The organism is Stenotrophomonas sp. 1337 (genome assembly GCF_031455455.1).
Classification (GTDB): Bacteria; Pseudomonadota; Gammaproteobacteria; order Xanthomonadales; family Xanthomonadaceae; genus Stenotrophomonas; species Stenotrophomonas indicatrix.
Genome location: NZ_JAVDSR010000008.1, coordinates 50,869 through 73,211, shown reverse-complemented (window position 1 = coordinate 73,211; position 22,343 = coordinate 50,869). Strand labels below are relative to the sequence as shown.

The window sequence follows — 22,343 nt, the reverse complement described above, 5'->3', positions numbered from 1 at the left end:
CTTCGGGCCGCCATCGACCGCCTACTGCTCCGAGACCTGCCCATGCCGGCCGAGGCCGCTCCCGTACGCCGACTCGCCCGCCGCTCCCTGCGCGTACATGCCCTGCTGATTGGCGTGGTGGTGCTGGCAACCCTGCAGGCCGGCCTGCTGCTGTCCACCGGCAGCCAGCTGTTCAACGAAGAACAGAGCAAGATCCGCTATCACTTCCGTCGCCTGGACGGCACGCTGCAGGAACAGGACCGCTTCCTGCGGCAATGGCGCCTGCATGACGTGGGCAGTCGCGGGCAATCAGTGGACGAATCCGCCTCGCGTGCGCCGCCCAGCCCCTTGTTCGCCAGTTTCGCCCGGATCGGTGCCGACAGCGGCGCTTCGGCACAGGCAGCGGACGAACTGGGCGACCGCTTCCTGCGCTTCTACGGCGCCTTCTGGGCGGCCTCCCGGTTTCCGCCTCCGCAATGCCTGCTGGTCGATGGCCAGGGCCGCCGTGGCCTGCTTGCGCCGATCCAGACAACGCGTGGTGATCCGGGCCAGAGCAGCCCGCATCACCTGCATCCGGCACTGGCCGCCATCCACCAGGTCCTGCGCGAACGTCCAGCGCTGCGCCGCGGCAGCGTGGTCTGGACACCGGTGGCCTGGCGCGAAGGCCAGACCCGGCTGCTTGCCATCGCGCACGCGCCGCAGGATGCCCGCCTGTGGGGCGAGAACGAGGACGAGTCACTGGCCGCCGTGGCCTGCCTGCTGGATCCCGGCCGCGTCGATGACTACCGCCAGGTGATGGGTACGCCGGTGTTCGAACGGATGTCACTGTTCGATGGCAACGGCCGCCTGCTGCTCGGTGATGCCAGCGATGCCAGCCGCGCCGCTACGTCCTGGCGCGCGGGACTGGACGGCCTGCTGTTCCGCATGCGCAGCGAACACGGCTGGCTGGCGGTGTATCACGTGGGCTGGCAACAGGTGTTCCAGCACCCGCGCGGGCCGCTGCTGGGCAGCATGGTGGTGGCACTGCTGCTGGCCACCGGTGGCGTGCTGATCCTGCGTGCCTACCGGCGTTCGGTGATCGAACCACTGCGCCGCAACCATGCGCGGTTGCTGGAAAGCGAAGCCTTCAGCCGCACCATCCTCGACAACGCACCGATCGGATTGTGCCTGCTGCGTCGCACCGATGGCCGCGTGCTGCTGGACAACGCGCTGGCGCGTCAGTGGTTGGGGGAAGACCACGACGAGGGTGGCTGGCACGGGCCCTGGCGACGCAGTGTGCTCGCCGCCGGCGGCACTGCCACGGGCGACGGCCTGGCCTACACCACGCCGGACAACCGCCACCTGCTGATCACCGCCACGCCCGCGCGCTATCGCGGCGAACCGGCTGTGCTGTGCCTGTTCATCGATCTCAGCAGCCAGCACGAGGCCGAGCAGGTGCTGCAGCAGGCACGGCGCGCGGCCGACCAAGCCAACCGCGCCAAAAGCCAGTTCCTGGCCACCATGAGCCATGAGATACGCACCCCGCTGTACGGCGTGCTCGGCACGCTGGAGCTGCTTGGCCTGACCCCGCTGGATGCGCGCCAGCAGGACTACCTGGACACGATCCAACGCTCGTCATCGACATTGATGCAGCTGATCAGCGACATCCTGGATGTCAGCAAGGCCGAGGCCGACCAGCTGAGCCTGGAACCCGGCGCGTTCGATCCGGTGCGGTTGACCGAGGACGCACTGGACTCCTACGCCGCAGCCGCCGCACACAAGGGCCTGCAGTTCTACGCCTGCATCGATCCGGACGTGCCGGCTGCGGTCAACGGTGATGCCGCGCGCATCCGCCAGATCCTCAACAACCTGATCAGCAATGCGCTGAAGTTCACCGACAGCGGTCGGGTCGTGGTGCGCCTGGGTGCACAGCACGTCGACGATCGCAGCTGGCTGCGCTGGCAGGTGGCCGATACCGGCATCGGCATCGCCAGCGAGCACCAGGCACATCTGTTCGAACCCTTCTTCCAGGCCAACCCGGGCACCGATGCCATGCGTGGCACCGGACTGGGCCTGGCGATCTGTGCACACCTGACCGCGATGATGGACGGCCACCTGCGGGTGGTCAGCGAAAGCGGCCTGGGCAGCAGTTTCTCGGTCGAGCTGCCGCTGCCTGAGGCAACGCCCGACCCACTGCAGGCGGCTTCACCGCAGTTGCCGGCAGGGCTGCCGGTGCAGGTTCGCGGCAGCTTTCGCGAGTTTGCACAATCGATATGCGATCGGCTGCAGCAGCGTGGCGCACAGGCCAGCGTGCACCGCGACGATGCGCCGGCGCTTGTCGACCCTGGCACGGTGATGCTCGACCTTGTGCTGGACGAGGGGGCGCCTGCGTGGAGTGGACCGCAGGTGGTGGCCTGCCGCGAAGGCGGAATGCAGCCGCAACAGGTGCAGGGACATTGGCAGGTCGGCGTGCATCGCCTGGATGCGATCGTGATGGCGCTGGCGGCTGCGGCCGGGCGAGCGCTGCCCGCCGAGGTCAACGGGCGTCTGCCCGCGACACGCAGGTTCGGTGGGCTGCAGGTACTGGTCGCCGAAGACAACCCGATCAACCAGGCGATCCTGCGTGACCAGCTGGAGCAGCTCGGCTGCCACGCCGTGGTCGCCAGCGACGGCAATGAGGCCCTGCGCTATTGGCCGCAGCGTCCTTTTGCCCTGGTGTTGACCGACCTCAACATGCCGGGACTGGACGGTTACGGTCTGGCCCGTGCATTGCGCGCGCGTGGGGTTGGCGTACCGATCCATGGCGCAACCGCCAACGCCGACCCGGCCGAACGGCAACGCTGCCACGAGGCAGGGATGCAGGGGGTGCTGGTCAAGCCGATCACCCTGGCAGCACTGCAGCGCCTGCTGACCCAGGTTGCGGCCGGGCCGCACAGCGAACCCAGCGACGACGATGCCGATGCTCCGCTGCAGGTTCCGGAAAAAATGCAGGCGTTGTTCGTGCAGACCATGCAGGCCGACCTGGACAGCCTGCAGCGGGCGATCGGCGATGCCTCGCCCGAACGCGTGGCACAGGTGCTGCACCGCATCCGCGGCGCACTGGTGATCGTCGGCGCACCGGCACTGGTGGCACACGGCCAGCAGATCGAACAACAGATCGGCGACGGCGACACGCTGCCTGCGCTGGCCGGGGCGCTCGACCATTTCCAACGGCGCCTGCAGCGGCTGCTGGAACCATTGACGCACGTCGCCGCCCCCTCACCTTCCCGCAACCCGACACTGCCATGACCACCCGCATCCTCATCGCTGACGACCACCCGATCGTGCTTGCCGGCATCCGCGATGTCCTGGCCGGCGAACTGGACCTGGACGTGGTCGGCGAGGCCGCCGATCCGGCGACTCTGATCGAGTTGATGACGAGCACCCAGCCCCATGCGGTGATCACCGATTACAGCATGCCCGGTGGTGACAGCTTCGGCGATGGCATCAAGCTGATCTCGTTCCTGCGCCGCAGCTTCCCGGACACGCATGTACTGGTATTGACGATGGTCTCCAACCCTTCGCTGGTGGCGGCCATGTATGCCGCTGGCGCGGGCGGCGTGGTGCTCAAGAGCCACGGCCTGGGCAGCCTGGTGCAGGCGCTGCGCACGGTGCTGGCCGACCGCATCTATCGCCCGCCCGGACTGATGCCGGTTGCCGCGGCGGAACCGGCCGATGCCGCGGTGGTGCTGGCGCGTCTTTCTCCACGGGAACTGGAAGTGATCCGCCTGTTCACCGGCGGCATGAGCGTGGGCGTCATCGCCCGCCAACTGCAGCGCAGCGCGAAGACGGTCAGCACCCAGAAGATCAGCGCGATGCGCAAACTGGGCGTGGACAGCGACCAGGCGCTGATCGAGTACTGCCTGCAGGCCTCGTTGTTCGCCTGAGGCGTCCACAACGCTGAACCGTGCCCGGCCCATGCGCCGGGCACGACGTGCTTTAGGAAACGCCTGATTCCATAGGACAGGGCTGATTTCTAGTCTGGATGCATCCCGCCACGGTGACGACGTCCCATCGTCATCGCGTTACCGGCGGGAGGGAAACCGGATGGCGCCTGCAGCGGCCATCGCACGCGGTTTCCACAGCGACGCGGCCCTGCCGCGCCAGATCGCGCAGCCGCGCTGCGCCCTGCCACAGGAATCCAACAGCATGAACGCCTCTCCCCCACGGCGCCGCCGTGCGCCCGCCTGCGCGCGCGTGGCGCGCCTTCCCTTGATTCCCAGCCTGCTGGCCAGCGCCTTGTGGGCCGCCCTGCCCGTGCATGCGGCCGAACTGCAGGGGCCGTTGAAGGTTGCCGATGGTGGCAGCCTGCAGCTGGAGGCCGACGACACCCTGCAGCACAGTGCAGGCGGCTACGCGCTGGAGGCCAATGGTGTTGGCAGCAGCATTACGGTCAACGGCAGCTGGATCTCGAGCACCGGCGGCGGCAGCGGCATCCTTGCCAGCGCCGGTGGCAGCGTCCTGCTCGAGGGCGGCATCCTGCAGGTCGGCAGCGGCAGCACCACCGTCGGCTATGCGCTGAACGCCAGCGGTGCGGGTAGCGTGATCCGCGCCAACAACCTGGTCATCAATGCCTTCCGCAATGGCTCCGGCTACGGCACGGTCAATGCCACCGGTGGCGGCAAGGTGTGGTTGAACGGTGGCCGTGTCAGCAGCGGCGGGCACGCGCTGTACTCCACTGGGCGTGGCAGCGAACTGCACGTGACCGGTACGGAGATCAACAACGGTGCCAACAGCGCAGTGTACGCCGAGGGTGGCGCGCTGCTGTCGCTGGAATCGCTGAAGATGACCTTCGACGAAGCCAGCAGCGGCTACAGCGGCCGTCTGTCCTCCGGCGGCAGCGGCAGCGTGCTGTCGCTGCGCGACGTGGACGTGGTCAACGGCTACTTCGACATCGACAACGGTGGCACGCTGCAGATCGTGGGTGGCAGTGCCAGCAGCAGCGGCAGCAGCATCCGCCTGCTCGGCAACAGTGGCAACCGCGTGTACTCCACCGCCGATATCACCGGCGGCCGTTTCGAGACCGTCGGCGGCTACGGCGTCAACGTCAACAGCTGGGCCAAGCTGACCACCAACGGTGCCCACTTCACCGTGCGCGACGGCTATTCCGGCATCTGGCTGTCCGGCGCGGACTCGCTGGCCGACCTCACCGATACCACGCTCAGCACCTATGGCGACAACGGCTACGGCCATGGCGTGGACGTCTGGGGTGGTACCGCCACGATCACCGGCGGCAGCATCGATACCCACGGCGATGGTGTCTACGGCCTGCGTGCCTCGGGCAGCAATCCGCCGACGCCCTACTCGCGCATCCGCGCCAAGAACCTGGACATCACCACCCATGGCACCGGCGGTGGCGGCGTCTTCCTTGGCGGCAGCACGGCCGATGCGCAGCTGGACGGAGGCTCGATCACCACACTGGGTGCATCCTCGTTCGGCATCGTGCAGATGAACACGGCCAAGCTCACCGCCGACAACCTGAGCATCCATGCGCAGGGCACGAATTCGGGTGTCTATCGCTCCTACATCACCGTGTTCGGGCCGTATTGGGACCGCTTGGTGTTCAACAACAGCACCCTGCAGACCCAGGACGGCCCCGCGTTGTGGCTGCAGGGCAGCAACCACGAGCTCACGCTCAACAACACCGATGTCGTCGCGCGCCAGCAAGACAACCTCGACGGTGGCCGCCTGCTGCGGGTGAGCGATACGGTGTTCACCGATGGAAGTTCAGTCGCCACCGCAGATATTCTGTTCACTGCCGACAACAGCCGCCTGACCGGCGATGTGGCGGTCGACAGTGCCACCGCCAACGTGCAGATGACGCTGCGCAACGGCACCGTGTTCAACGGCGCGCTGCGCAACGATTCGGGCTACCAGGTCGCGCAGCTGGCGATGGATGGCAGCAGCCAATGGAACGTGCGTTCCAGTTCCAGCGTCGGTTCGCTGGACCATGCCGGCACCATCGCCTTCGTCGCCCCCACCACCGGCGACTTCAAGACCCTGACCGTCACCGGCGACTATGTCGGCAACGATGGCCACTGGCTGTTCAATCGCGCGCTGGGCGACGATGCCTCGCTGGGTGACCAGCTGGTGATCCAGGGCAACAGCAGTGGCACCGCCTCCGTCAGCGTGCGCAACGCAGGGGGCGCCGGTGCCCTGACCAGCGAAGGCATCCGCCTGATCAGCGTGGGCGGCCAGTCCGATGCGCAGTTCTCGCTGCAGGGACGCGCGGTGGCCGGCGCTTACGACTACTTCCTGTACAAGGGCGGCATCTCCACCCCGGATGACGGCAACTGGTACCTGCGCTCGGAATACGTCCCGCCGGTCGACCCGCCGGAACCGCCCGATCCGCCGATTGATCCGCCGACTCCGCCGATCGATCCGCCTGCTCCGCCGATCGATCCGCCGGTAGTTCCGCCGGTCGATCCGCCACTGCCGCCGGCACCGCCGCGCGTGGAGCGTCCGGAGCCTGCGGTATACATGGCCAACCAGAGCAGTGCGCTGGGCATGTTCCGGCACAGCCTGTACGACCGCAGCGGTGATCCTGCCGAGGCGACCGGTGGTGGCAGCGACGCCATTGCTTGGGCACAGGTGCGCAGCAGCGCGCCCGGCAGCCGCGGCCACCAGGTGAATGTGGACAGCGAGCTCAACAGCATGCTGCTGGGCATCGGTCGTCGCTTCGAAGCCAATGCCGGCGGCCAGCTGCAGGCAGGTGTGATGGCCGGCCATGGCCGGGCACGCAATGACAGTCGCTCGCAGGTGACCGGTTACACCGCGCACGGTGTGGTCAACGGCACCAGCCTGGGCCTGTATGCGACCTGGTTGCAGGACGCGCGGATGGAGCACGGTGCGTATGTGGACGGCTGGCTGCAGTACGGGCGTTTCCGCAACAGCGTGCAGGGCGAAGGGCTGCAGAAGGAGCACTATCGTTCGCACAGCTGGACCGGTTCGGCCGAGGCAGGCTATGTGCTGCCCGTGCAGCGTACGGCCCAGCGCGGTGTCTACCTGGAGCCACAGCTGCAGGTGATCCACAGCCGCTACGACGCCGACCGCGTGGTCGAGGCCAACGGCACGGTGGTTGAAGGACGCGACAAGGACAGCACCACCACGCGTGTGGGACTGCGCCTGTACACGCGTTCGCTGACGCAGCGCCAGGGGCAGGTACAGCCGTTCGTCGCGGTGAACTGGTGGTCCGGTGGCAACGACGCGACCATCGCCGTGGACGGAGAACGCCTGCGCCGGCAGTTGCCGCGTGACATCTACGAAGCCAAGGCCGGCGTGCAGGTGAATCTGTCGGGCGGCTGGCGCGGCTGGGGTGAGATCAGCCACCAGACCGGTGGCATGGGCTTCCGCGATACCAGCGGCCAGCTGGGCGTCTCTTACCGCTGGTAAGCGCCGCGACGGGTGATCCCAGCGAGGGGTCCGGCGATGCGTCGTCGGACCCCTTGTTGTTTTCCACACCACGCGTGGAAATCGATGGGGGTTGGATGTGGACAAGTGGCCATGAGCCACGCACGACAAGCGTTTTCGGCTCTGGTCATTTTTTATCCAATCAATCCACCGCGCCCGCAGGTGCATGTTTTCCACACAGCAGGTGGAAAGCGCTGCGGACTTGATGTGGACAACCCGGCTTGAACGTTATGCCGCAAGCGTTTCAGGGTGTGGCTGTTTTTTGTCCAGCAGCCTCAGCGGTTTTCCACACGCCACGTGGAAAGCCGTGGGGGTTTGGTGTGGACAAGTAGCTGCGAGCCCTGCACGGCAAGCGTTTCAAGGCGTGGTGAATTTCTGTCCAAGGCCACCGGCAGCACTGCGCTGGCGCTTCCGCAGCAGAAGCGCGCAGCGGTCCTGCTCGTGCACCCCTTCTGACAGGCGCCCGATACAACAAGACCCCGCATTGCGGGGTCCCGTGGACAATCACTGCGCTGCGTCGTCGATCAGACGTTGAAGCGGAAATGCAGGATGTCACCTTCCTGCACGCGGTATTCCTTGCCTTCCAGGCGCAGGCGACCGGCTTCCTTCGCACCGGCTTCGCCCCTGTACTTGATGAAGTCGTCATACGCGATGGTTTCGGCGCGGATGAAGCCCTTCTCGAAGTCGGTATGGATGACCGCGGCAGCCTGCGGCGCGGTGGCGCCCTTGCGCACGGTCCACGCGCGGACTTCCTTTACACCGGCAGTGAAGTAGGTCTGCAGGCCGAGCAGGCTGTAGGCCGCGTTGATCACACGGTTCAGGCCAGGCTCGGTCAGGCCAAGGTCGGCCAGGAAGGTATCGCGGTCTTCGTCATCCAGCTGCGACAGCTCTTCTTCGATCGCCGCCGACACCGGTACCACCTGCGCGCCTTCTTCGGCGGCACGGGCGCGCACGGCGTCCAGGTGCGGGTTGTTCTCGAAACCGTCTTCCAGCACGTTGGCGATGTACATCACCGGCTTCAGGGTCAGCAGGAACAGATCGCGCACCAGCGCCTTCTCTTCCTCGTCCAGGCCCGCCGAACGGCCGGCCTTGCCATCGGCCAGCGCGGCCTGCAGCTTGGCCAGCACCGGCTTGCGTGCCGCTGCGTCCTTGTCACCGCCCTTGGCCGCACGCTCGGCGCGGTTCAGTGCCTTCTCGACGCTGTCCAGGTCTGCCAGGGCCAGTTCGGTATCGATGGTGTCGATGTCCGAGATCGGGTCGACCTTGTTGTTGACGTGGATGACGTCAGCGTTCTCGAAGCAGCGCACCACATGGGTGATCGCATCCACTTCGCGGATGTGGGCCAGGAACTTGTTGCCCAGGCCTTCGCCACTGGCCGCACCGGCCACCAGGCCGGCGATGTCGACGAACTCCACCGCGGTCGGGATGACCTTCTGCGGGTTGATGATCGCCGCCAGCTCGTTCAGGCGCGGATCCGGCACCGGCACGATGCCGACGTTGGGCTCGATGGTGCAGAACGGGAAGTTCGCCGCGGCGATGCCCGCCTTGGTCAGCGCGTTGAACAGGGTCGACTTGCCGACGTTGGGCAGGCCGACGATGCCGCATTTGATACCCATGGGTGACAGCTCTCTGGGGTGAAAGTGATTGGTGAAACAGCGCACGCGCCGCTTGGCCAATCCATCTCGGTGTCGTCGATCAACATCTGTGCCAACCAAGGTTGGCACCTACCGGGGCCGGTTGGCACCCGTTGCCGGCCAGCGGCCGGCACTACCGGTTATTTCGGGGTGTGCAGCCGCTTCATCGCTTCGCTGAAATCGCCCTGCACCGCCAACGGCAGCACGTCGATCGCATCGTCGATGGCGCGGGAGATCAGTACTTCATCGTCCTTGGAGGGGCGTCCCAGCACCCAGCCCACCACGCGGTCCTTGTGTCCGGGATGGCCGATGCCCACGCGCAGGCGATGGAACCTGCCGTGGCCGAGCAACCGGATGGTGTCACGCAGGCCGTTCTGGCCACCGTGTCCACCGTCGAACTTCAACCGCGCCACGCCGGGCGCCAGGTCCAGTTCGTCGTGGGCCAGCAGGGTGTCCTCCGGCTCGATCTTCCAGAACCGCTGTGCGGCGGTGACCGACTTGCCGCTGAGGTTCATGAAGGTGGCCGGCTTGAGCAGCCACACGGTCTGTCCGGCAATGTCGACCTTGGCGGTCTCGCCAAACAACTTGCTGTCCACGTTCCATCGTGCACCGGCTTTTTCAGCCAGGGCCTCAACGAAATGAAACCCGGCATTGTGCCGGGTCCGGGCGTGCTCCGATCCGGGGTTGCCCAGACCGACGATCAGTCGCAATCCTGCCATCGTTCCATCCAGATACGGCGCCTGCCCCGAAGGACAGGCGCCGCGGGGTATTACTCGGCCGCTGCTTCTTCAGCGTCGGCAGCATCCTGCTTGCCGTGCTTGGCAGTGACGATGGCGTCGTCGTGGTCCTTGCCCAGCGCCAGCGCCGGGATTTCCACGCCCTTCGGCAGCTTGATGTCCGACAGGTACACAACGTCGCCAGCCTTCAGCTCGCCCAGGTCGACTTCGATCGACTCCGGCAGGTCCTTCGGCAGGCAGCTGATGGCCACTTCCTTCAGTTCGTGGGCGACCACGACGTCGGCAGCCTTGCCAGCCGGCGAGGTGTCTTCGTTGATGAAGTGCAGCGGAACCGAAGCGGTCAGCTTCTCGTTCTCGTTCACGCGCAGGAAGTCCAGGTGCATGATCAGCTGCTTGTACGGATGGCGCTGCATGTCACGCAGCAGCACCTTCTGCACCTGGCCGTCCAGGTTCAGGTCCAGGATCGAGGCATAGAACCACTCGTTCTGCTGGGCCAGCCAGATTTCGTTGTGGTCCAGGCTGATGGCGACCGGTTCGGCGTTGCCGCCGTACACGATCGCCGGGATCACACCAGCGGTACGCAGGCGGCGGCTCGCACCCTTACGCTGCAGTTCACGCTTGGTGACCTTGATTTCATGGGTCTTCGACATTTTCGACTACTCGGTTGTTGCCTTGCCTTGCGGCTTGGCGGTTGAAGGCACTTCCGCGACCAGAAGCGCCCGGTGTGTCCCTGCCGTTGCCGGCGGGGACGAAAAAAATCAATCCACGTACAGCGAGCTGACCGACTCGCCGAAGGCGATGCGGCGCATCGTTTCGGCCAGCATTTCCGCCACGCTCAGCTGGCGGATCTTGCTGCACACCCGCGCGGCGTCCTTCAGCGGGATGGTGTCGGTCACCACCAGCTCATCGAGCTGGGAATTGGTGATGTTGTCCACCGCCGGGCCCGACAGCACCGCGTGGGTGCAGTAGGCGGCGACCTTCAGCGCACCGCGCGCCTTCAGGGCAGCAGCAGCGGCGCACAGGGTGCCGGCGGTGTCGACGATGTCATCGACCATCACGCAGGTCTTGCCTTCGACGTCACCGATGATGTTCATCACGGTGGAGACGTTGGCGCGCGGACGGCGCTTGTCGATGATCGCCAGGTCGGCGTCATCCAGGCGCTTGGCCACTGCACGGGCGCGGACCACGCCGCCCACGTCCGGCGACACCACGATCAGGTTCTCGGTGCCGTAGGCGCGCCAGATGTCGGCCAGCAGCAGCGGAGAGGCATACACGTTGTCGACCGGAATATCGAAGAAGCCCTGGATCTGGTCGGCGTGCAGGTCGACGGTCAGCACGCGATCAGCGCCGGCGGTGCTGAACATCTTCGCCGCCAGCTTGGCGGTGATCGGCACGCGCGAGGAACGCATGCGGCGATCCTGGCGCGAGTAGCCGAAGTACGGCACCACGGCGGTCACGCTGGCCACCGATGCGCGCTTGAGCGCGTCGATCAGCACCAGCAGTTCCATCAGGTTTTCCGCGCTCGGCGCCGAGGTCGGCTGGATCACGAACACGTCCTGCTTGCGGACGTTCTCTTCGATTTCCACCTGCACTTCACCATCGGAGAAGTGCGAGACCAGCGCCTTGCCCGGGCGGACTCCCAGTTCCTTGCAGATGTTCTGCGCCAGACGTTTGTTGGCGTTGCCGGAAAAGACCAGCAGGTTCGGGGACTCTTGCATCATGATTGTCTCGGGCGGGGACGAGTGGCGGGGATCCGGTAGCGGCAAGGACCACGTCGGCCCCTGCTGCTGACAACACCGCGGCTGTTCCCACGTCCCGCGCAGGTGATGCGCTGGAAGGCGCGGACGCAGCCGCATTGGCAGGGGCGGGAGGATTCGAACCTCCGAATGCCAGGATCAAAACCTGGTGCCTTGGGCCTCTTGGCGACGCCCCTGCATTGATGAATCAGTGTTGCTCGAGTGCATCCAGCAGTGGCGAACGTGCAACGCCCGCAGCCACCCTTGCCCGCAACTCCTTCGACAACTTCGCTCGTCCCTGCTCGGCGGCAGCCTGCGAATCGAACTCGACGAAACAACCACTTCCCGAACCGGTCAGTCGTGCCGTGCCGATGTCGCTCAACGCAGCAAGCACCGCCTCGACGGCAGGCTCACGGCGGCGCAGCACCGGTTCGAACACGTTCCCGACCAGCAAGCCGGAAGCGAAGTCCTCTATTTTCGCCTGTGGACTGTCGCGCGTCAAATCCGGATCTGCGAACAGCAGCGGGGTCGGCACATGAACGCCCGGATCAACGACCACATACCAGGCCTGCGGCAGGGTGATCGGCTGCAGCCGCTCGCCTACCCCCTCGGCCCAGGCGTTGTGGCCACGCACGAATACCGGCACATCGGCGCCGAGGCGCAAGCCCAGCGCCGCCAGCGTATTTTCGTCCAGCCCCGCGCCCCAGAGCCGGTTCAGCGCCACCAGCACGGTGGCCGCATCGGACGAACCGCCGCCGAAACCGCCGCCCGCAGGAACGTGCTTTTCGACGACGATATCGACACCTTTCTCGACATTCGCCACCTCTTTAAGCAATCGCGCTGCGCGAACCGCCAGATCATCCGCCTCCGCGACACCGGCCAGGCCATCGCCCTGCCGCCGCACCTGGCCGTCTTCACGCAGGCGCAGGCCGATCCGGTCGCCCCAGTCGAGCAGGCGGAACACGGTCTGCAGCTCGTGGTAGCCATCGGCACGGCGGCCGGTGATATGCAGGAACAGGTTCAGCTTGGCCGGGGCCGGCCACCAGGACCAGCCCGCGTCATCCACCCGCGCGTTCATGGCGCGCCTTGCCCCCACTGGTCGACCAGCAGGCGCACCTTGGCGTCACCATTGACCGCCTCGACCCTGCGCGGCAGGGCCGGACGCCCGGCTTCGGCCGGATACCAGTCCAGATACTGGATCACCCACCCCATCTGCTGCATGCGCCGCGGACGGCCATCAGCATCACGCTCGATCTTTTCCGGCCCAGCGCTGTCGCCGGCGACCAGACCGCGTACCCAGTCCGGCAGCTGGTTGACCGGGATGTCCCAGCCGGTGGCTTCCAGCAACAGGGCCTGCGCGTCTTCACCGTCTCGCGGACCACCGGCCAGTCCTTCCAGACGGCCGGCTTCATGATGGCTATCACCGCTCAACTTCCAGCTCTGGCGGGTGACCGGCGCGCTCAGTTCGACGACATAGCGTTGGCCTTCCTGTTTCCAGTCGATGCGGCCGCTGCCACCATCCTTGCCCTTGCTGACCGCCACCCGGCCCTGGAAATTCCACTCCGACGCCGATCGCAGCGCGTCCACGCGTGCGGCCTCGGCGGCGGTCGCTTCGGCGGAAACGGTGGTGACCACGGCCGGCGCCGGCGTTTTCTGCCGGCCAACGGTGGTACAGGCACTCAGGGCCAGGGTCACGGCCACCAGCAGCAACGGCCGGATCGTGGAAACGCTCATGGATTGAATTTCTCGCGGGCGCGCAGCAGCGCGCGGTTTTCAGGGTCAAGCCTGGCCGCTTCCTCGAAGAAGTGACGGGCTTCATCGTGTTTGCCCAGCACCCACAGCACCTCGCCTACGTGGGCGGCGATTTCCGGGTCCTTGGCCAGCGTCCAGGCGCGGCGCAGCTGTACCAGCGCGTCGGCGTTGCGCCCCAGCCGATACAGCACCCAGCCATAACTGTCGACGATGGCGGCGTTGTCCGGTTCGGCCACGCGCGCGCGGTCGATCAGTTCGAGCGCTTCCTGGTAACGGCCAGTACGGTCGGCCAGGGTGTAGCCCAGTGCGTTCAATGCCGGCACGTTCTCCGGCTCGGTCACCAGGATCTTGCGCAGGTCGGCCTCGGCACGGGCGATGTCATCGCGGCGCTCCCAGGCCAGCGCACGGGCATACAACAGGCCGTTTTCGTCCGGATACGCGGCCAGGCCACGGGCCAGTGCGTCGATCTCGCCGGGAAGGTCGTCGGCGCGCTGGCGCAGCTCGGCTTCCAGCAGATACGCATCGCGCCGCACATCGTCATCCACGCTGGCATCGGACTGGATGGCATGCACTTCATCCAGCGCCAGCGACTGCCGGCCCGCCAGACCCTGCGCATTGGCCGCGCGCAGGCGCGCTTCATTGAGCTCATCGCCGCCAGGAACGCTGTGATACCAGTTGACCGCCTCCGGGTAGCGCTTGAGGTACTCGGCGATCTTGCCCAGCAACAGGCGCTGCGCCGGGTCCGGCTTGGCCGCCTGCCGAGACAGTTCGTTGTACAGATTGGACAGCGCGGCCTTGTCGCCCTGCTTGGCCAGCAGCGAAGCGCGCATGCCCCACGTCTGCACATCCTGGGGACCGACCGCCAGCACGCGCTCGGCCGCTGCCGGCTGGCCGAGGCTGTCATAGGCGATGGCCACCGCGTTGCGCAGATCCGGGTCCTGACGGGTCTTCGGCTCCACCCCATGCAGCAGCGACAGCGCCTGGTCGGTCTGGCCGGCCTGCTGCAGCTGGCTGGCGCGCAGCAACGCCACGCGTGGCTCCTCGGGGAAGCGCTTGACCACCTCATCGATCATGCGCCGTGCCAGCTCGGGCTTCTCCATGCGCAGCGCAAGGCGTCCAAACTCCTGCCAGGCCTCGATCTTCTGGGGAATGGCGTTGGCATCGACCAGCTCACCCAGCACCTGGGCCGGCACGGCCGGATCGCGGCCACCGCCGATCAAGGCGCCCAGGGCGAACTTCCAGCCCTCATCCCCCGGGTCCTGCAACAAGGCCTGAAGCTCGCTGCGCGCAGCCTTCACATCGCCCTGGCGCATCGCCAGCGCACCGGCGGCGCTGCGCATCGCCAATGAGCGCGGCGCACGCTGCTGCCACAGGGCCAGGCCCTTGGCCGCGGCGCCATCTTCGTTGGCCAGCATGGCGATACGGGTCGCCCGCTCGGCCAGGCCGGCGTCGCCGTCGGTCTGCTGGGCCGCCTGCAGGTACCAGCGCGCGGCCTCGGCCAGCTTGCCGGCCTGCAGGGCGAACTCGCCGGCCAGCACCGGCTCCAGCGCCGGTTCCTCAGTCACCGCAGGCCGTGCAGGCGCCTTGGCGGGCACCGCCGCCAGGGCCTGCGCACAGGCCAGAGACAGCAGCAGAACACTGGGGATGCGAATCAATGCGGGCATCGTCGGCATCGGGGCCTTAAAATGTCGTCCAATGGCCAGCAGCTTATCGCAAGCAACTGAACAATGACCCTGTGGGTGCTCGGACTGAATCACCAGACCGCACCGGTGGAACTGCGCGAACGCGCAGCCTTCGCCGGTGACGCGTTGCCGCGCGCGCTCGGTTCGCTGCGCGATACCCCGCAGATCGCCGAGGCGGTGCTGCTGTCCACCTGCAACCGCACCGAGCTGTATGCCGTGGCCGAGTCCGCGCAGGCGCTGGACCAGTGGCTGCAGAGCCAGGCCGGCGACCTGCAGGGCTACCTGTACCAGCACGCCGATGCCGATGCCGTGCGCCACCTGTTCCGGGTGGCGACGGGGCTGGATTCAATGGTGCTGGGTGAGCCGCAGATCCTGGGCCAGGTGAAGGACGCCTGGTCGACCGCGCGCGACCACGGCCTGCTCGGCCAACGCCTGGACCGCCTGTTCCAGCAGACGTTCTCGGTGGCCAAGCGCGCGCGTACCGATACCCAGGTCGGTGCCAATCCGGTATCGGTGGCCTCGGCAGCGGTGCGCCTGGCGCAGAACGCATTTGCACGCCTTGACGATTCCACCGTGCTGCTGGTCGGCGCCGGCGAGACCATCGAACTGGCCGCACGCCACCTCAGCGAAGGCAAGGTGCGGCGGCTGCTGATCGCCAACCGCACCCTCGCCCATGCGCAGGAACTGGCCAGCCGCCATGGCGGTGTGGCGCTGCCGCTGACCGAACTTGAGCGTCACCTGGCCGAGGCCGATGTGGTGTTCTCGGCCACCGCCGCCCGCGAACCGGTGATCCACCGTGCTGCAGTGGCCAACGCCCTGCGTGCGCGCCGGCACAAGCCGATGCTGCTGTTCGACCTGGCCGTGCCGCGCGACATCGAGGCCGACGTTGCCAGTCTCAACGATGCGTTCCTGTATACCGTGGACGACCTCGAGCGCGCGGTGGAAGACAACCGCCGCAGCCGCCGCGAGGCGGCCGCCGAAGCGGAGACGATCATCGACCTGCAGGTCTCGCGCTTCGTCGAAACCCTGCAGGCCAGTGCCCACCAGGCACCGCTGCGGCAACTGCGCGCCTTCGGCGAGGCCACCCGTGCCGAACTGCTGGAGCGCGCGCGCCAGCAGCTGGCCAACGGCAAGCCGGCCGACGAAGTGCTGGAACTGCTTGCCCATGGATTGACCAACCGCCTGCTGCACCCGCCGACCGCCGCCCTGCGCGCGGCCGCGCTCAGCGGCGACGCCGACCTGACCCGCGCCGCCGAGCGCCTGTTCCCGGCTGCGCCGGGTTACCACCACCCACCTGTGAGAACCGATGACGCCGACCCTGCGCCGTAAGTTGGAAGCGCTGGCCGAGCGCCGCGAAGAACTGGAACGTCTGCTCGCCGAACCGGAGGTGGTCGCCAACAACGCGCGCTTCCGCGATCTTTCGCGTGAGTTTTCCCAGCTCGAACCGATCGCCACCGCGCTGGCCGATGAAGTGCGTGCCAAGGCCGACCTGGCTGCGGCCGAAAGCATGCGCACCGATCCGGACCTGCGCGAACTGGCCGACGAGGAGATCGCCGCCGCCCAGGCCCGCCTGCAGGAACTGGAGCAGGAACTGGCGCTGCTGCTGGTGCCGCGCGACCCGCGCGATGAAGGCAACCTGTTCCTGGAAGTGCGCGCCGGCACCGGCGGCGACGAGGCGGCGATCTTCGCTGGCGACCTGTTCCGCATGTATGCCCGCTACGCCGAGCGACAGGGCTGGAAGGTCGAGATCGAATCGGACAACCCCGGCGAACATGGCGGCTACAAGGAAGTGGTGGCGCGCGTGGTCGGCCGTGGCGCGTTCTCGCGCCTGAAATTCGAATCGGGCACCCACCGCGTGCAGCGCGTGCCGGCCACCGAATCGCAGGGCCGCATCCACACCTCGGCGGCCACCGTGGCGATCATCCCGGAAGCCGACGAAGTCGATGAGATCGTCATCAACCCGGCTGACCTGAGGATTGATACCTACCGCTCCTCCGGCGCCGGTGGCCAGCACGTCAACAAGACCGAATCGGCGATCCGCATCACCCACGTGCCCAGCGGCGTGGTGGTGGAGTGCCAGACCGAACGCAGCCAGCATGCCAACCGGGACAAGGCGATGAAACGCCTGAAGGCGCAGCTGCTGGATGCCGAGCGCCAGCGCCACGACGCGGCGCAGGCAGAATCACGGCGCCTGCAGGTCGGCAGCGGCGACCGCAGCCAGCGCATCCGTACCTACAACTTCCCGCAGGGCCGGATCACCGACCACCGCGTGGAAGGGCTGACCCTGTACGACCTGCCCAACGTACTGGCCGGCGATCTCGATCCGCTGCTGCAGCGATTGAGCCACGAGCACCAGGTCGACGCCCTGGCCCAGCTTTCGGCGGGCTGACCAGCATGTCGGCCTGGCAGCAGCGGCAGCAACTGCAGCAGGCGATCACGCGCCAGCCCGGCGACTTCGTCGCCTGGGTGATGCTGGCCGACCTGGAACTGGAAGCCGGCGACATCGCGGCCGGCGAGCAGGCCGCGCGGCGCGCGCTGCAGCTGCGGCCCAATCATCCTGAAGCGCTTGCCCGGCTCGGCCGGGTGGCATGGATGGCAGGAGCGCATGCCGATGCCGCTACGCTGCTGGGCCAGGCCTCGGCGCTGGCACCGGAGCACCCGGGCATCGCGTTGTGGCTGGGGCACGCGCTGGAAGATGCCAACGATGCCGAAGGTGCATCAGCGGCCTATCGCCGCGCACATGCACTGATGCCCGACGAGCCGTATATCGCCGCGCAGCGCCTCGCCTGGCAGCGTCGCCTGTGCGATTGGCAGGACGTGGATGCGCTGGCCGATCAGGTGCGCGGTGCACTGGTGTCCGGCCAGGGCGTAGTGGAACCCTTCGCGTTTCTCAGCGAAGACGCCAGCGCGGCCGAACAGCTGGCCTGCGCGCGTGCACGCGCCGCCGCGGTGGCGGCATCGGTGCGGCCACTGCCGCCGGCGAAGCTGCGCGAACGAGGCCCACTTCGCGTGGGCTTCCTTTCCAACGGCTTCGGCGCCCATCCCACCGGATTGCTGACGGTGGCGCTGCTGGAGCAGATGAGCCGCGACCCGGCCCTGCAACTGCATCTGTTCGCGCTCAACGCGGACGATGGCAGCCGCATCCGCCAACGCCTGCAGGCCGCCACCCGGCTGCATGACGTGGTGGGATTGCGCCACGCCGATACGGCCGCGCGCATCCGTGCACCGGGCATCGACCTGCTGCTGGACCTGCGCGGCTGGGGCGGTGGCGGCACGCCGGAAGTACTGGCGATGCGCCCTGCCCCGCTGCAGTTGAACTGGCTGGCCTACCCCGGCACCTCCGGTGCATCGTGGCTGGATGCAGTGATCGCTGACGACTTCGCGCTGCCATCCTCGCTGGAACCGCACTACAGCGAACGCGTGCTGCGCCTGCCGCGCGCGTTCCAGCCCTCCGACAACACCCGCGTGCTGGAACCGGCGCCGGACCGTGCGGCGTGTGGGCTGCCCGCGCAGGGCACGGTGTTCTGCTGCTTCAACAACAGTTACAAACTCAACCCGCGCAGCATGGGCCGTGCGTTCGCGGTGCTGCAGGCAGTACCTGGCAGCGTGCTGTGGCTGCTGTCCGGCCCCGGCCAGGCCGATGCAAGGCTGCGTTCCGCCGCGAAGGCTGCAGGACTGGATCCGGCGCGCCTGGTGTTCATGGCCAAGCTGCCGCATCCCCAGTATCTGGCCCGCTATCAGCTGGCCGACCTGTTCCTGGATACGAACCCGTACAACGCGCACACCACCGCATCGGATGCACTGTGGGCCGGCTGCCCGGTGCTGACCTGCCCCGGCGCTACCTTCGCCGCGCGCGTGGCCGGCAGCCTCAACCATCATCTGGGGCTGGAGCACATGAACGTCGCCGACGATGCGGTCTTCGTCGCCACCGCCAGTGCACTCGGCAACGACCCGGCCGCCCTGGCTGCCCTGCGTGCCGAACTGGCGCAGGCACGCGAGCGCAGCGGCCTGTTCGACATGACGGCCTTCGCGCGCGATCTGTCCTCACTGCTTCAGCAGCTGGCCCGCGAACAGGGCTGGCAGGGCCTCGACACGCCCTGACATCGCCCTGCGCTACGCTCGAGCTTCCCTCCCGCGTGGCATGACGATGGCCAAGCTCAAGCGCAAGGAATACGACGAACTGCTGCAGCCGCTGCAGCTGGAACTGACGGCGATGGCACGCTGGGTGCAGCACAGCGGGCAACGCCTGCTGGTGCTGTTCGAAGGACGCGATACCGCCGGCAAGGGCGGTGCGATCCAGGCCATCAGCCAGCACCTCAACCCACGCCAATGCAGGGTGGTGGCGTTGCCCAAGCCCACCGACCGCGAAGCCACGCAATGGTATTTCCAGCGCTACGCCACGCATCTGCCGGCCGCCGGCGAGATCGTGCTGATGGACCGCAGCTGGTACAACCGCGCGGGCGTGGAACGGGTGATGGGCTACTGCAGCGAGACCGAGTACCAGCAGTTCCTGCATCAGGCACCGGTGTTCGAACAGCTGCTGGTGGATGACGGCATCCTGCTGTTCAAGTACTGGCTGTGCGTGGACCAGGAGCAGCAGGAGAAGCGTTTCGCCGAACGCCATCTTGATCCGTTGAAGGGGTGGAAGCTGTCGCCGGTGGACCTGAAGTCGCGCAGCAAGTACAGCGCATACACCGAAGCGCGCGAGGCGATGCTGCGCGCGACCCATCGCGACGGTGCGCCGTGGACGCTGGTGGATTTCAACGACCAGCGGCTGGGTCGCCTGACTCTGGTCCGCAATCTGCTGGACCGGCTGCCGGACACACGGGTGGATGCGCCCTTGCCGGAGCTGCCGAAACTGAAGGGCAAGCTGCATCGCGAGCACTACGACGTGCTGAAGCCGATCGAGGATTTTCCGGTCGAAGAATAGGGTGGGTCGGCAGGGCTGCGCCCTGCACCTGCAGAGGCTTCAAGCAACGGCCGAAGCAACAGCAAAAGCGGCATTGCGTGGGATGGCGGGGCGGTGTCGGAGTGCGGGGACGCCGCAAGTACGTCCTTGTAGGCTTGGCAGCCGCATCCATGCGGCTGACACCCCGCAATCCGACACCGCCCCACCTTCGACAGATTTCCGGTGGCTGATGGATTCACGCCATGCGTGAATGTATGTCCATCGAAATCGAATATTTCGACAATTGAACGAAGAGCATCCACGCATGGCGTGGATCTACGTGTCGACCAAGGTCGACACCCACCAAGAGCAGGCCATGTCATTCCGGCAGGTCGCCAGAAACTGTCGAAGGCGGGGTGGGTCCGGTTGCGGGGGCGTGAGCCGCATGGATGCGGCGACCGAGCCTACAGGGACGTATTTACGGCGTCCCCCGCAACCGGACCCACCCCGCCTCCCCACAGGAAACCCGCTTTGGCCTTGGCTGTTGCTGTCGAGGTTGCCGGCCAGCGGCCGGCACTACCGCTTCGGTGGGTGCAGGGCGCAGCCCTGCCCCTCCCCTTATTTGGCAGCAGCAATCTGCTTTTCGATGTCCGCCGCGGTGACCGGGCCCAGGAAGCTGTGGGCCAGCTTGCCCTGCGGGTCGATCAGATGGGTCAGCGGCAGGCCACGCGGGGTGGCGAAGTCGACCGGCGGGTCGAACGGATCGACGACCACGATCGGGTAGGTCACCGGATGCTTGGTCAGGAACGCCTGCATCTCCGGCGTCTCGATGTCCTCGTAGGCCAGGCCAACCACTTCGATGTTGCTGCGCATGGCATGCAACGCCGACAGCTCGGGCATTTCCTTGCGGCAGGGCGCGCACCAGGTCGCCCAGAAATTCACCACCACCCACTTGCCACGATGCGCGGCCAGGTCGTAATCGCTGCCATCGACCGCCTTCATCTTCAGCGTCGGGAACTCGGCAGTAACGCGCTCGGCGGGCGTGTCCTCCACCGGCGCCGGCGCGGCCGGGGTCGGTGCCTGTGCCGGCGGCTGGCTGCTGGCCGGGGTCGGCTCCTGCGCGGGTTTGCAGGCGGCCAGGGCCAGCAGCGCAGCCAGCAGCAACGGGGTCTTGCAGGTCATGGGGTGTCTCCAGAATCAGGGTAGATGTCGCTGACGCGACGCTTGAGGCGTTCACGCAGCGGCAGGCGCAGTTCATCCAGTGCGGCCAAGGCGGCCCGGCCGAGGCTGTCATCGCGGTAAGGCAGGTGTTGTTCGGCCACCGGAATGCGCAGCTGCGTGCATTCGTACAGATCGCCCAGGCTGACCTGGTCCAGGTCGCGGGCCAGCAGCCACTCGCCGCGCTCATCGCGGCGCAGCAGGCCGATGCCCTCCAGGTGGCAGGCCAGGTCCTGCAGCAGCGAGTCGGTCAGCATCGGTTCCAGCCGCAGGATCTCGTCGTCGGCCAGGCCCCTGCCCTTGGCGCGTGCGTGCTGGAAGCGCCCGAGCAGGCGCAGCAGGCCATAGAACTCGTAGCCCTGCGGCAGGCGCAGTTCCACCGGCTGGTAGCGGAAAGCCGCCATCGACGACGCCAACGACGCGCCCAGCAGCACGGCCACCCAGCAGAGGTAGATCCACAGCAGCAGGATCGGCACGAAGGCCACCGTGCCATACAGCTTCTGGTAGGACTGGAAGCTGCCCAGGTAGGCGCCGATGCCCCACTTCACCAGCTCCAGGATCACTGCGGCGAGAATCGCGCCCGGAACCGCATGGCGCCACTTCACGGTGTGGTGTGGCACCACCCGGAACATCAGGGTGATGCAGACGAATTCGATCAGGATCGGCGCCAGCCGCAAGGCGAGATCGGCCAGCCAGCGCCCCTCCTGCGTGCCGAACAACGGCATCGCGAACACCCGCGCCGACACCGCCAGCGATGCAGCGGCGAGCATCGCGCCCAGGGTCAGCACCGTCCAGTAGACCAGGAAGCGGGTCAGCCGCGGCCGACTGCTGCCGACGCGCCAGATCTGGTTGAAGGTCTCTTCAACACTGTTGAGGGTGATCAGCAGCGAGATGACCAGGGCGATGAAACCGGCGGCAGTGAGCTGGCCGGCGCTGGCCGAGAACTGCCGCAGGTAGCCTTCGGCAGCGCGCGCGGCATTGGGCACGAAGTTGGAGAAGACGTAGTCGCTGAGCTGGTCGCTCCAGCGATCGAACACCGGGAAGGCCGAGAGCACGCCAAATACCACGATCGCCAACGGCACCAGCGCGAACACCGTGGTGTAGGCCAGCGCGGCGGCGGCCTGGAACAGGCGGTCGTCGAGGAAGCGGCGCCACAGGAAGCGGCCGAAGCTGGCGGCGCGTGCGCGATCCCGCGCGCGTTCCATCCACAAATTGAGCGTATCCAAAGGTTCCATCGGCGCAAGGGTACCCGATGCGGAATCGGTGCAGGATAGCCATACTGGCGTCCA

The 22,343-nt window shown here is 67.1% G+C and carries 16 protein-coding genes and 1 tRNA gene; 7 read left to right on the top strand and 10 right to left on the bottom strand.

Annotation, left to right across the window (positions count from 1 at the left end):
• The first annotated feature begins 42 nt into the window (after positions 1-42).
• The 3 genes from J2X70_RS12645 to J2X70_RS12635 all read left to right on the top strand — a co-directional run bounded on the left by J2X70_RS12645 (position 43) and on the right by J2X70_RS12635 (position 7,389).
• Positions 43-3,246, top strand: coding sequence for an ATP-binding protein (locus tag J2X70_RS12645; protein WP_309910606.1), 3,204 nt, complete (start codon positions 43-45; stop codon positions 3,244-3,246).
• Positions 3,243-3,884: a response regulator transcription factor gene (locus tag J2X70_RS12640; RefSeq protein ID WP_279208908.1), complete on the top strand. Its 642-nt coding sequence runs from the start codon at positions 3,243-3,245 to the stop codon at positions 3,882-3,884. The genes J2X70_RS12645 and J2X70_RS12640 overlap by 4 nt, the downstream gene beginning before the upstream one ends.
• Before the next feature lie 262 nt (positions 3,885-4,146).
• On the top strand, positions 4,147-7,389 hold the full coding sequence (locus J2X70_RS12635) for an autotransporter outer membrane beta-barrel domain-containing protein (RefSeq protein ID WP_309910602.1): 3,243 nt from the start codon (positions 4,147-4,149) through the stop codon (positions 7,387-7,389).
• A 542-nt stretch (positions 7,390-7,931) separates the two neighbouring features.
• Here the strand turns inward: J2X70_RS12635 and ychF are convergent.
• From ychF to J2X70_RS12595, 8 genes are all read right to left on the bottom strand, one after another.
• The gene (ychF, locus tag J2X70_RS12630) at positions 7,932-9,023 is read right to left on the bottom strand and encodes a redox-regulated ATPase YchF (protein ID WP_140228198.1); all 1,092 of its coding nucleotides are present in this window, start codon (positions 9,021-9,023) and stop codon (positions 7,932-7,934) included.
• Positions 9,024-9,181: 158 nt separating this feature from the next.
• Entirely contained in the window at positions 9,182-9,760 is a 579-nt protein-coding gene (pth, locus tag J2X70_RS12625; protein WP_025879149.1) for an aminoacyl-tRNA hydrolase, read from the bottom strand.
• Positions 9,761-9,810: 50 nt separating this feature from the next.
• Entirely contained in the window at positions 9,811-10,428 is a 618-nt protein-coding gene (locus J2X70_RS12620; protein WP_025879148.1) for a 50S ribosomal protein L25/general stress protein Ctc, read from the bottom strand.
• 108 nt (positions 10,429-10,536) lie between these two features.
• Positions 10,537-11,496: a ribose-phosphate diphosphokinase gene (locus J2X70_RS12615; RefSeq protein ID WP_025879147.1), complete on the bottom strand. Its 960-nt coding sequence runs from the start codon at positions 11,494-11,496 to the stop codon at positions 10,537-10,539.
• A 138-nt stretch (positions 11,497-11,634) separates the two neighbouring features.
• Positions 11,635-11,711, bottom strand: a tRNA-Gln gene (locus J2X70_RS12610).
• Positions 11,712-11,722: 11 nt separating this feature from the next.
• Positions 11,723-12,592 carry a 4-(cytidine 5'-diphospho)-2-C-methyl-D-erythritol kinase gene (ispE, locus tag J2X70_RS12605; RefSeq protein WP_059066090.1) on the bottom strand — a complete coding sequence of 290 codons (870 nt, stop codon included), beginning with the start codon at positions 12,590-12,592 and terminating at the stop codon, positions 11,723-11,725.
• The gene (gene lolB / locus J2X70_RS12600) at positions 12,589-13,248 is read right to left on the bottom strand and encodes a lipoprotein insertase outer membrane protein LolB (protein ID WP_025879145.1); all 660 of its coding nucleotides are present in this window, start codon (positions 13,246-13,248) and stop codon (positions 12,589-12,591) included. Before lolB ends, ispE begins: the two co-directional genes overlap by 4 nt.
• Entirely contained in the window at positions 13,245-14,930 is a 1,686-nt protein-coding gene (locus J2X70_RS12595; RefSeq protein WP_309910597.1) for a tetratricopeptide repeat protein, read from the bottom strand. Before J2X70_RS12595 ends, lolB begins: the two co-directional genes overlap by 4 nt.
• Before the next feature lie 63 nt (positions 14,931-14,993).
• Between J2X70_RS12595 and hemA the strand changes: the two genes are divergently transcribed.
• The 4 genes from hemA to ppk2 are packed head-to-tail and all read left to right on the top strand — an operon-like array spanning position 14,994 to position 19,878.
• Positions 14,994-16,277, top strand: a complete 1,284-nt coding sequence (hemA, locus tag J2X70_RS12590) for a glutamyl-tRNA reductase (RefSeq protein ID WP_025879143.1) — start codon at positions 14,994-14,996, stop codon at positions 16,275-16,277.
• Positions 16,255-17,337 (top strand): peptide chain release factor 1, encoded by a 1,083-nt coding sequence (gene prfA / locus J2X70_RS12585; protein ID WP_025879142.1) that lies wholly within the window; start codon positions 16,255-16,257, stop codon positions 17,335-17,337. The genes hemA and prfA overlap by 23 nt, the downstream gene beginning before the upstream one ends.
• Positions 17,338-17,342: 5 nt before the next feature.
• On the top strand, positions 17,343-19,049 hold the full coding sequence (locus J2X70_RS12580) for a tetratricopeptide repeat protein (RefSeq protein ID WP_309910595.1): 1,707 nt from the start codon (positions 17,343-17,345) through the stop codon (positions 19,047-19,049).
• Positions 19,050-19,095: 46 nt separating this feature from the next.
• Entirely contained in the window at positions 19,096-19,878 is a 783-nt protein-coding gene (gene ppk2, locus J2X70_RS12575; protein WP_025879140.1) for a polyphosphate kinase 2, read from the top strand.
• A 576-nt stretch (positions 19,879-20,454) separates the two neighbouring features.
• On the opposite strand, the gene J2X70_RS12570 is transcribed toward ppk2, so the two are convergent.
• Positions 20,455-21,018, bottom strand: a complete 564-nt coding sequence (locus tag J2X70_RS12570; protein WP_059066085.1) for a TlpA disulfide reductase family protein — start codon at positions 21,016-21,018, stop codon at positions 20,455-20,457.
• On the bottom strand, positions 21,015-22,289 hold the full coding sequence (locus J2X70_RS12565; protein ID WP_025879138.1) for a YihY family inner membrane protein: 1,275 nt from the start codon (positions 22,287-22,289) through the stop codon (positions 21,015-21,017). Before J2X70_RS12565 ends, J2X70_RS12570 begins: the two co-directional genes overlap by 4 nt.
• Positions 22,290-22,343 lie beyond the last annotated feature (54 nt).

What these genes read in the sequence shown, in the direction of transcription:
- J2X70_RS12645 (WP_309910606.1), top strand. Translation starts at nt 43, where the DNA reads ATGCCGGCCGAGGCCGCTCCCGTACGCCGACTCGCCCGCCGCTCCCTG.
- J2X70_RS12640 (WP_279208908.1), top strand. Translation starts at nt 3,243, where the DNA reads ATGACCACCCGCATCCTCATCGCTGACGACCACCCGATCGTGCTTGCC.
- J2X70_RS12635 (WP_309910602.1), top strand. Translation starts at nt 4,147, where the DNA reads ATGAACGCCTCTCCCCCACGGCGCCGCCGTGCGCCCGCCTGCGCGCGC.
- ychF (WP_140228198.1), bottom strand. Translation starts at nt 9,023, where the DNA reads ATGGGTATCAAATGCGGCATCGTCGGCCTGCCCAACGTCGGCAAGTCG.
- pth (WP_025879149.1), bottom strand. Translation starts at nt 9,760, where the DNA reads ATGGCAGGATTGCGACTGATCGTCGGTCTGGGCAACCCCGGATCGGAG.
- J2X70_RS12620 (WP_025879148.1), bottom strand. Translation starts at nt 10,428, where the DNA reads ATGTCGAAGACCCATGAAATCAAGGTCACCAAGCGTGAACTGCAGCGT.
- J2X70_RS12615 (WP_025879147.1), bottom strand. Translation starts at nt 11,496, where the DNA reads ATGCAAGAGTCCCCGAACCTGCTGGTCTTTTCCGGCAACGCCAACAAA.
- ispE (WP_059066090.1), bottom strand. Translation starts at nt 12,592, where the DNA reads ATGAACGCGCGGGTGGATGACGCGGGCTGGTCCTGGTGGCCGGCCCCG.
- lolB (WP_025879145.1), bottom strand. Translation starts at nt 13,248, where the DNA reads ATGAGCGTTTCCACGATCCGGCCGTTGCTGCTGGTGGCCGTGACCCTG.
- J2X70_RS12595 (WP_309910597.1), bottom strand. Translation starts at nt 14,930, where the DNA reads ATGCCCGCATTGATTCGCATCCCCAGTGTTCTGCTGCTGTCTCTGGCC.
- hemA (WP_025879143.1), top strand. Translation starts at nt 14,994, where the DNA reads ATGACCCTGTGGGTGCTCGGACTGAATCACCAGACCGCACCGGTGGAA.
- prfA (WP_025879142.1), top strand. Translation starts at nt 16,255, where the DNA reads ATGACGCCGACCCTGCGCCGTAAGTTGGAAGCGCTGGCCGAGCGCCGC.
- J2X70_RS12580 (WP_309910595.1), top strand. Translation starts at nt 17,343, where the DNA reads ATGTCGGCCTGGCAGCAGCGGCAGCAACTGCAGCAGGCGATCACGCGC.
- ppk2 (WP_025879140.1), top strand. Translation starts at nt 19,096, where the DNA reads ATGGCCAAGCTCAAGCGCAAGGAATACGACGAACTGCTGCAGCCGCTG.
- J2X70_RS12570 (WP_059066085.1), bottom strand. Translation starts at nt 21,018, where the DNA reads ATGACCTGCAAGACCCCGTTGCTGCTGGCTGCGCTGCTGGCCCTGGCC.
- J2X70_RS12565 (WP_025879138.1), bottom strand. Translation starts at nt 22,289, where the DNA reads ATGGAACCTTTGGATACGCTCAATTTGTGGATGGAACGCGCGCGGGAT.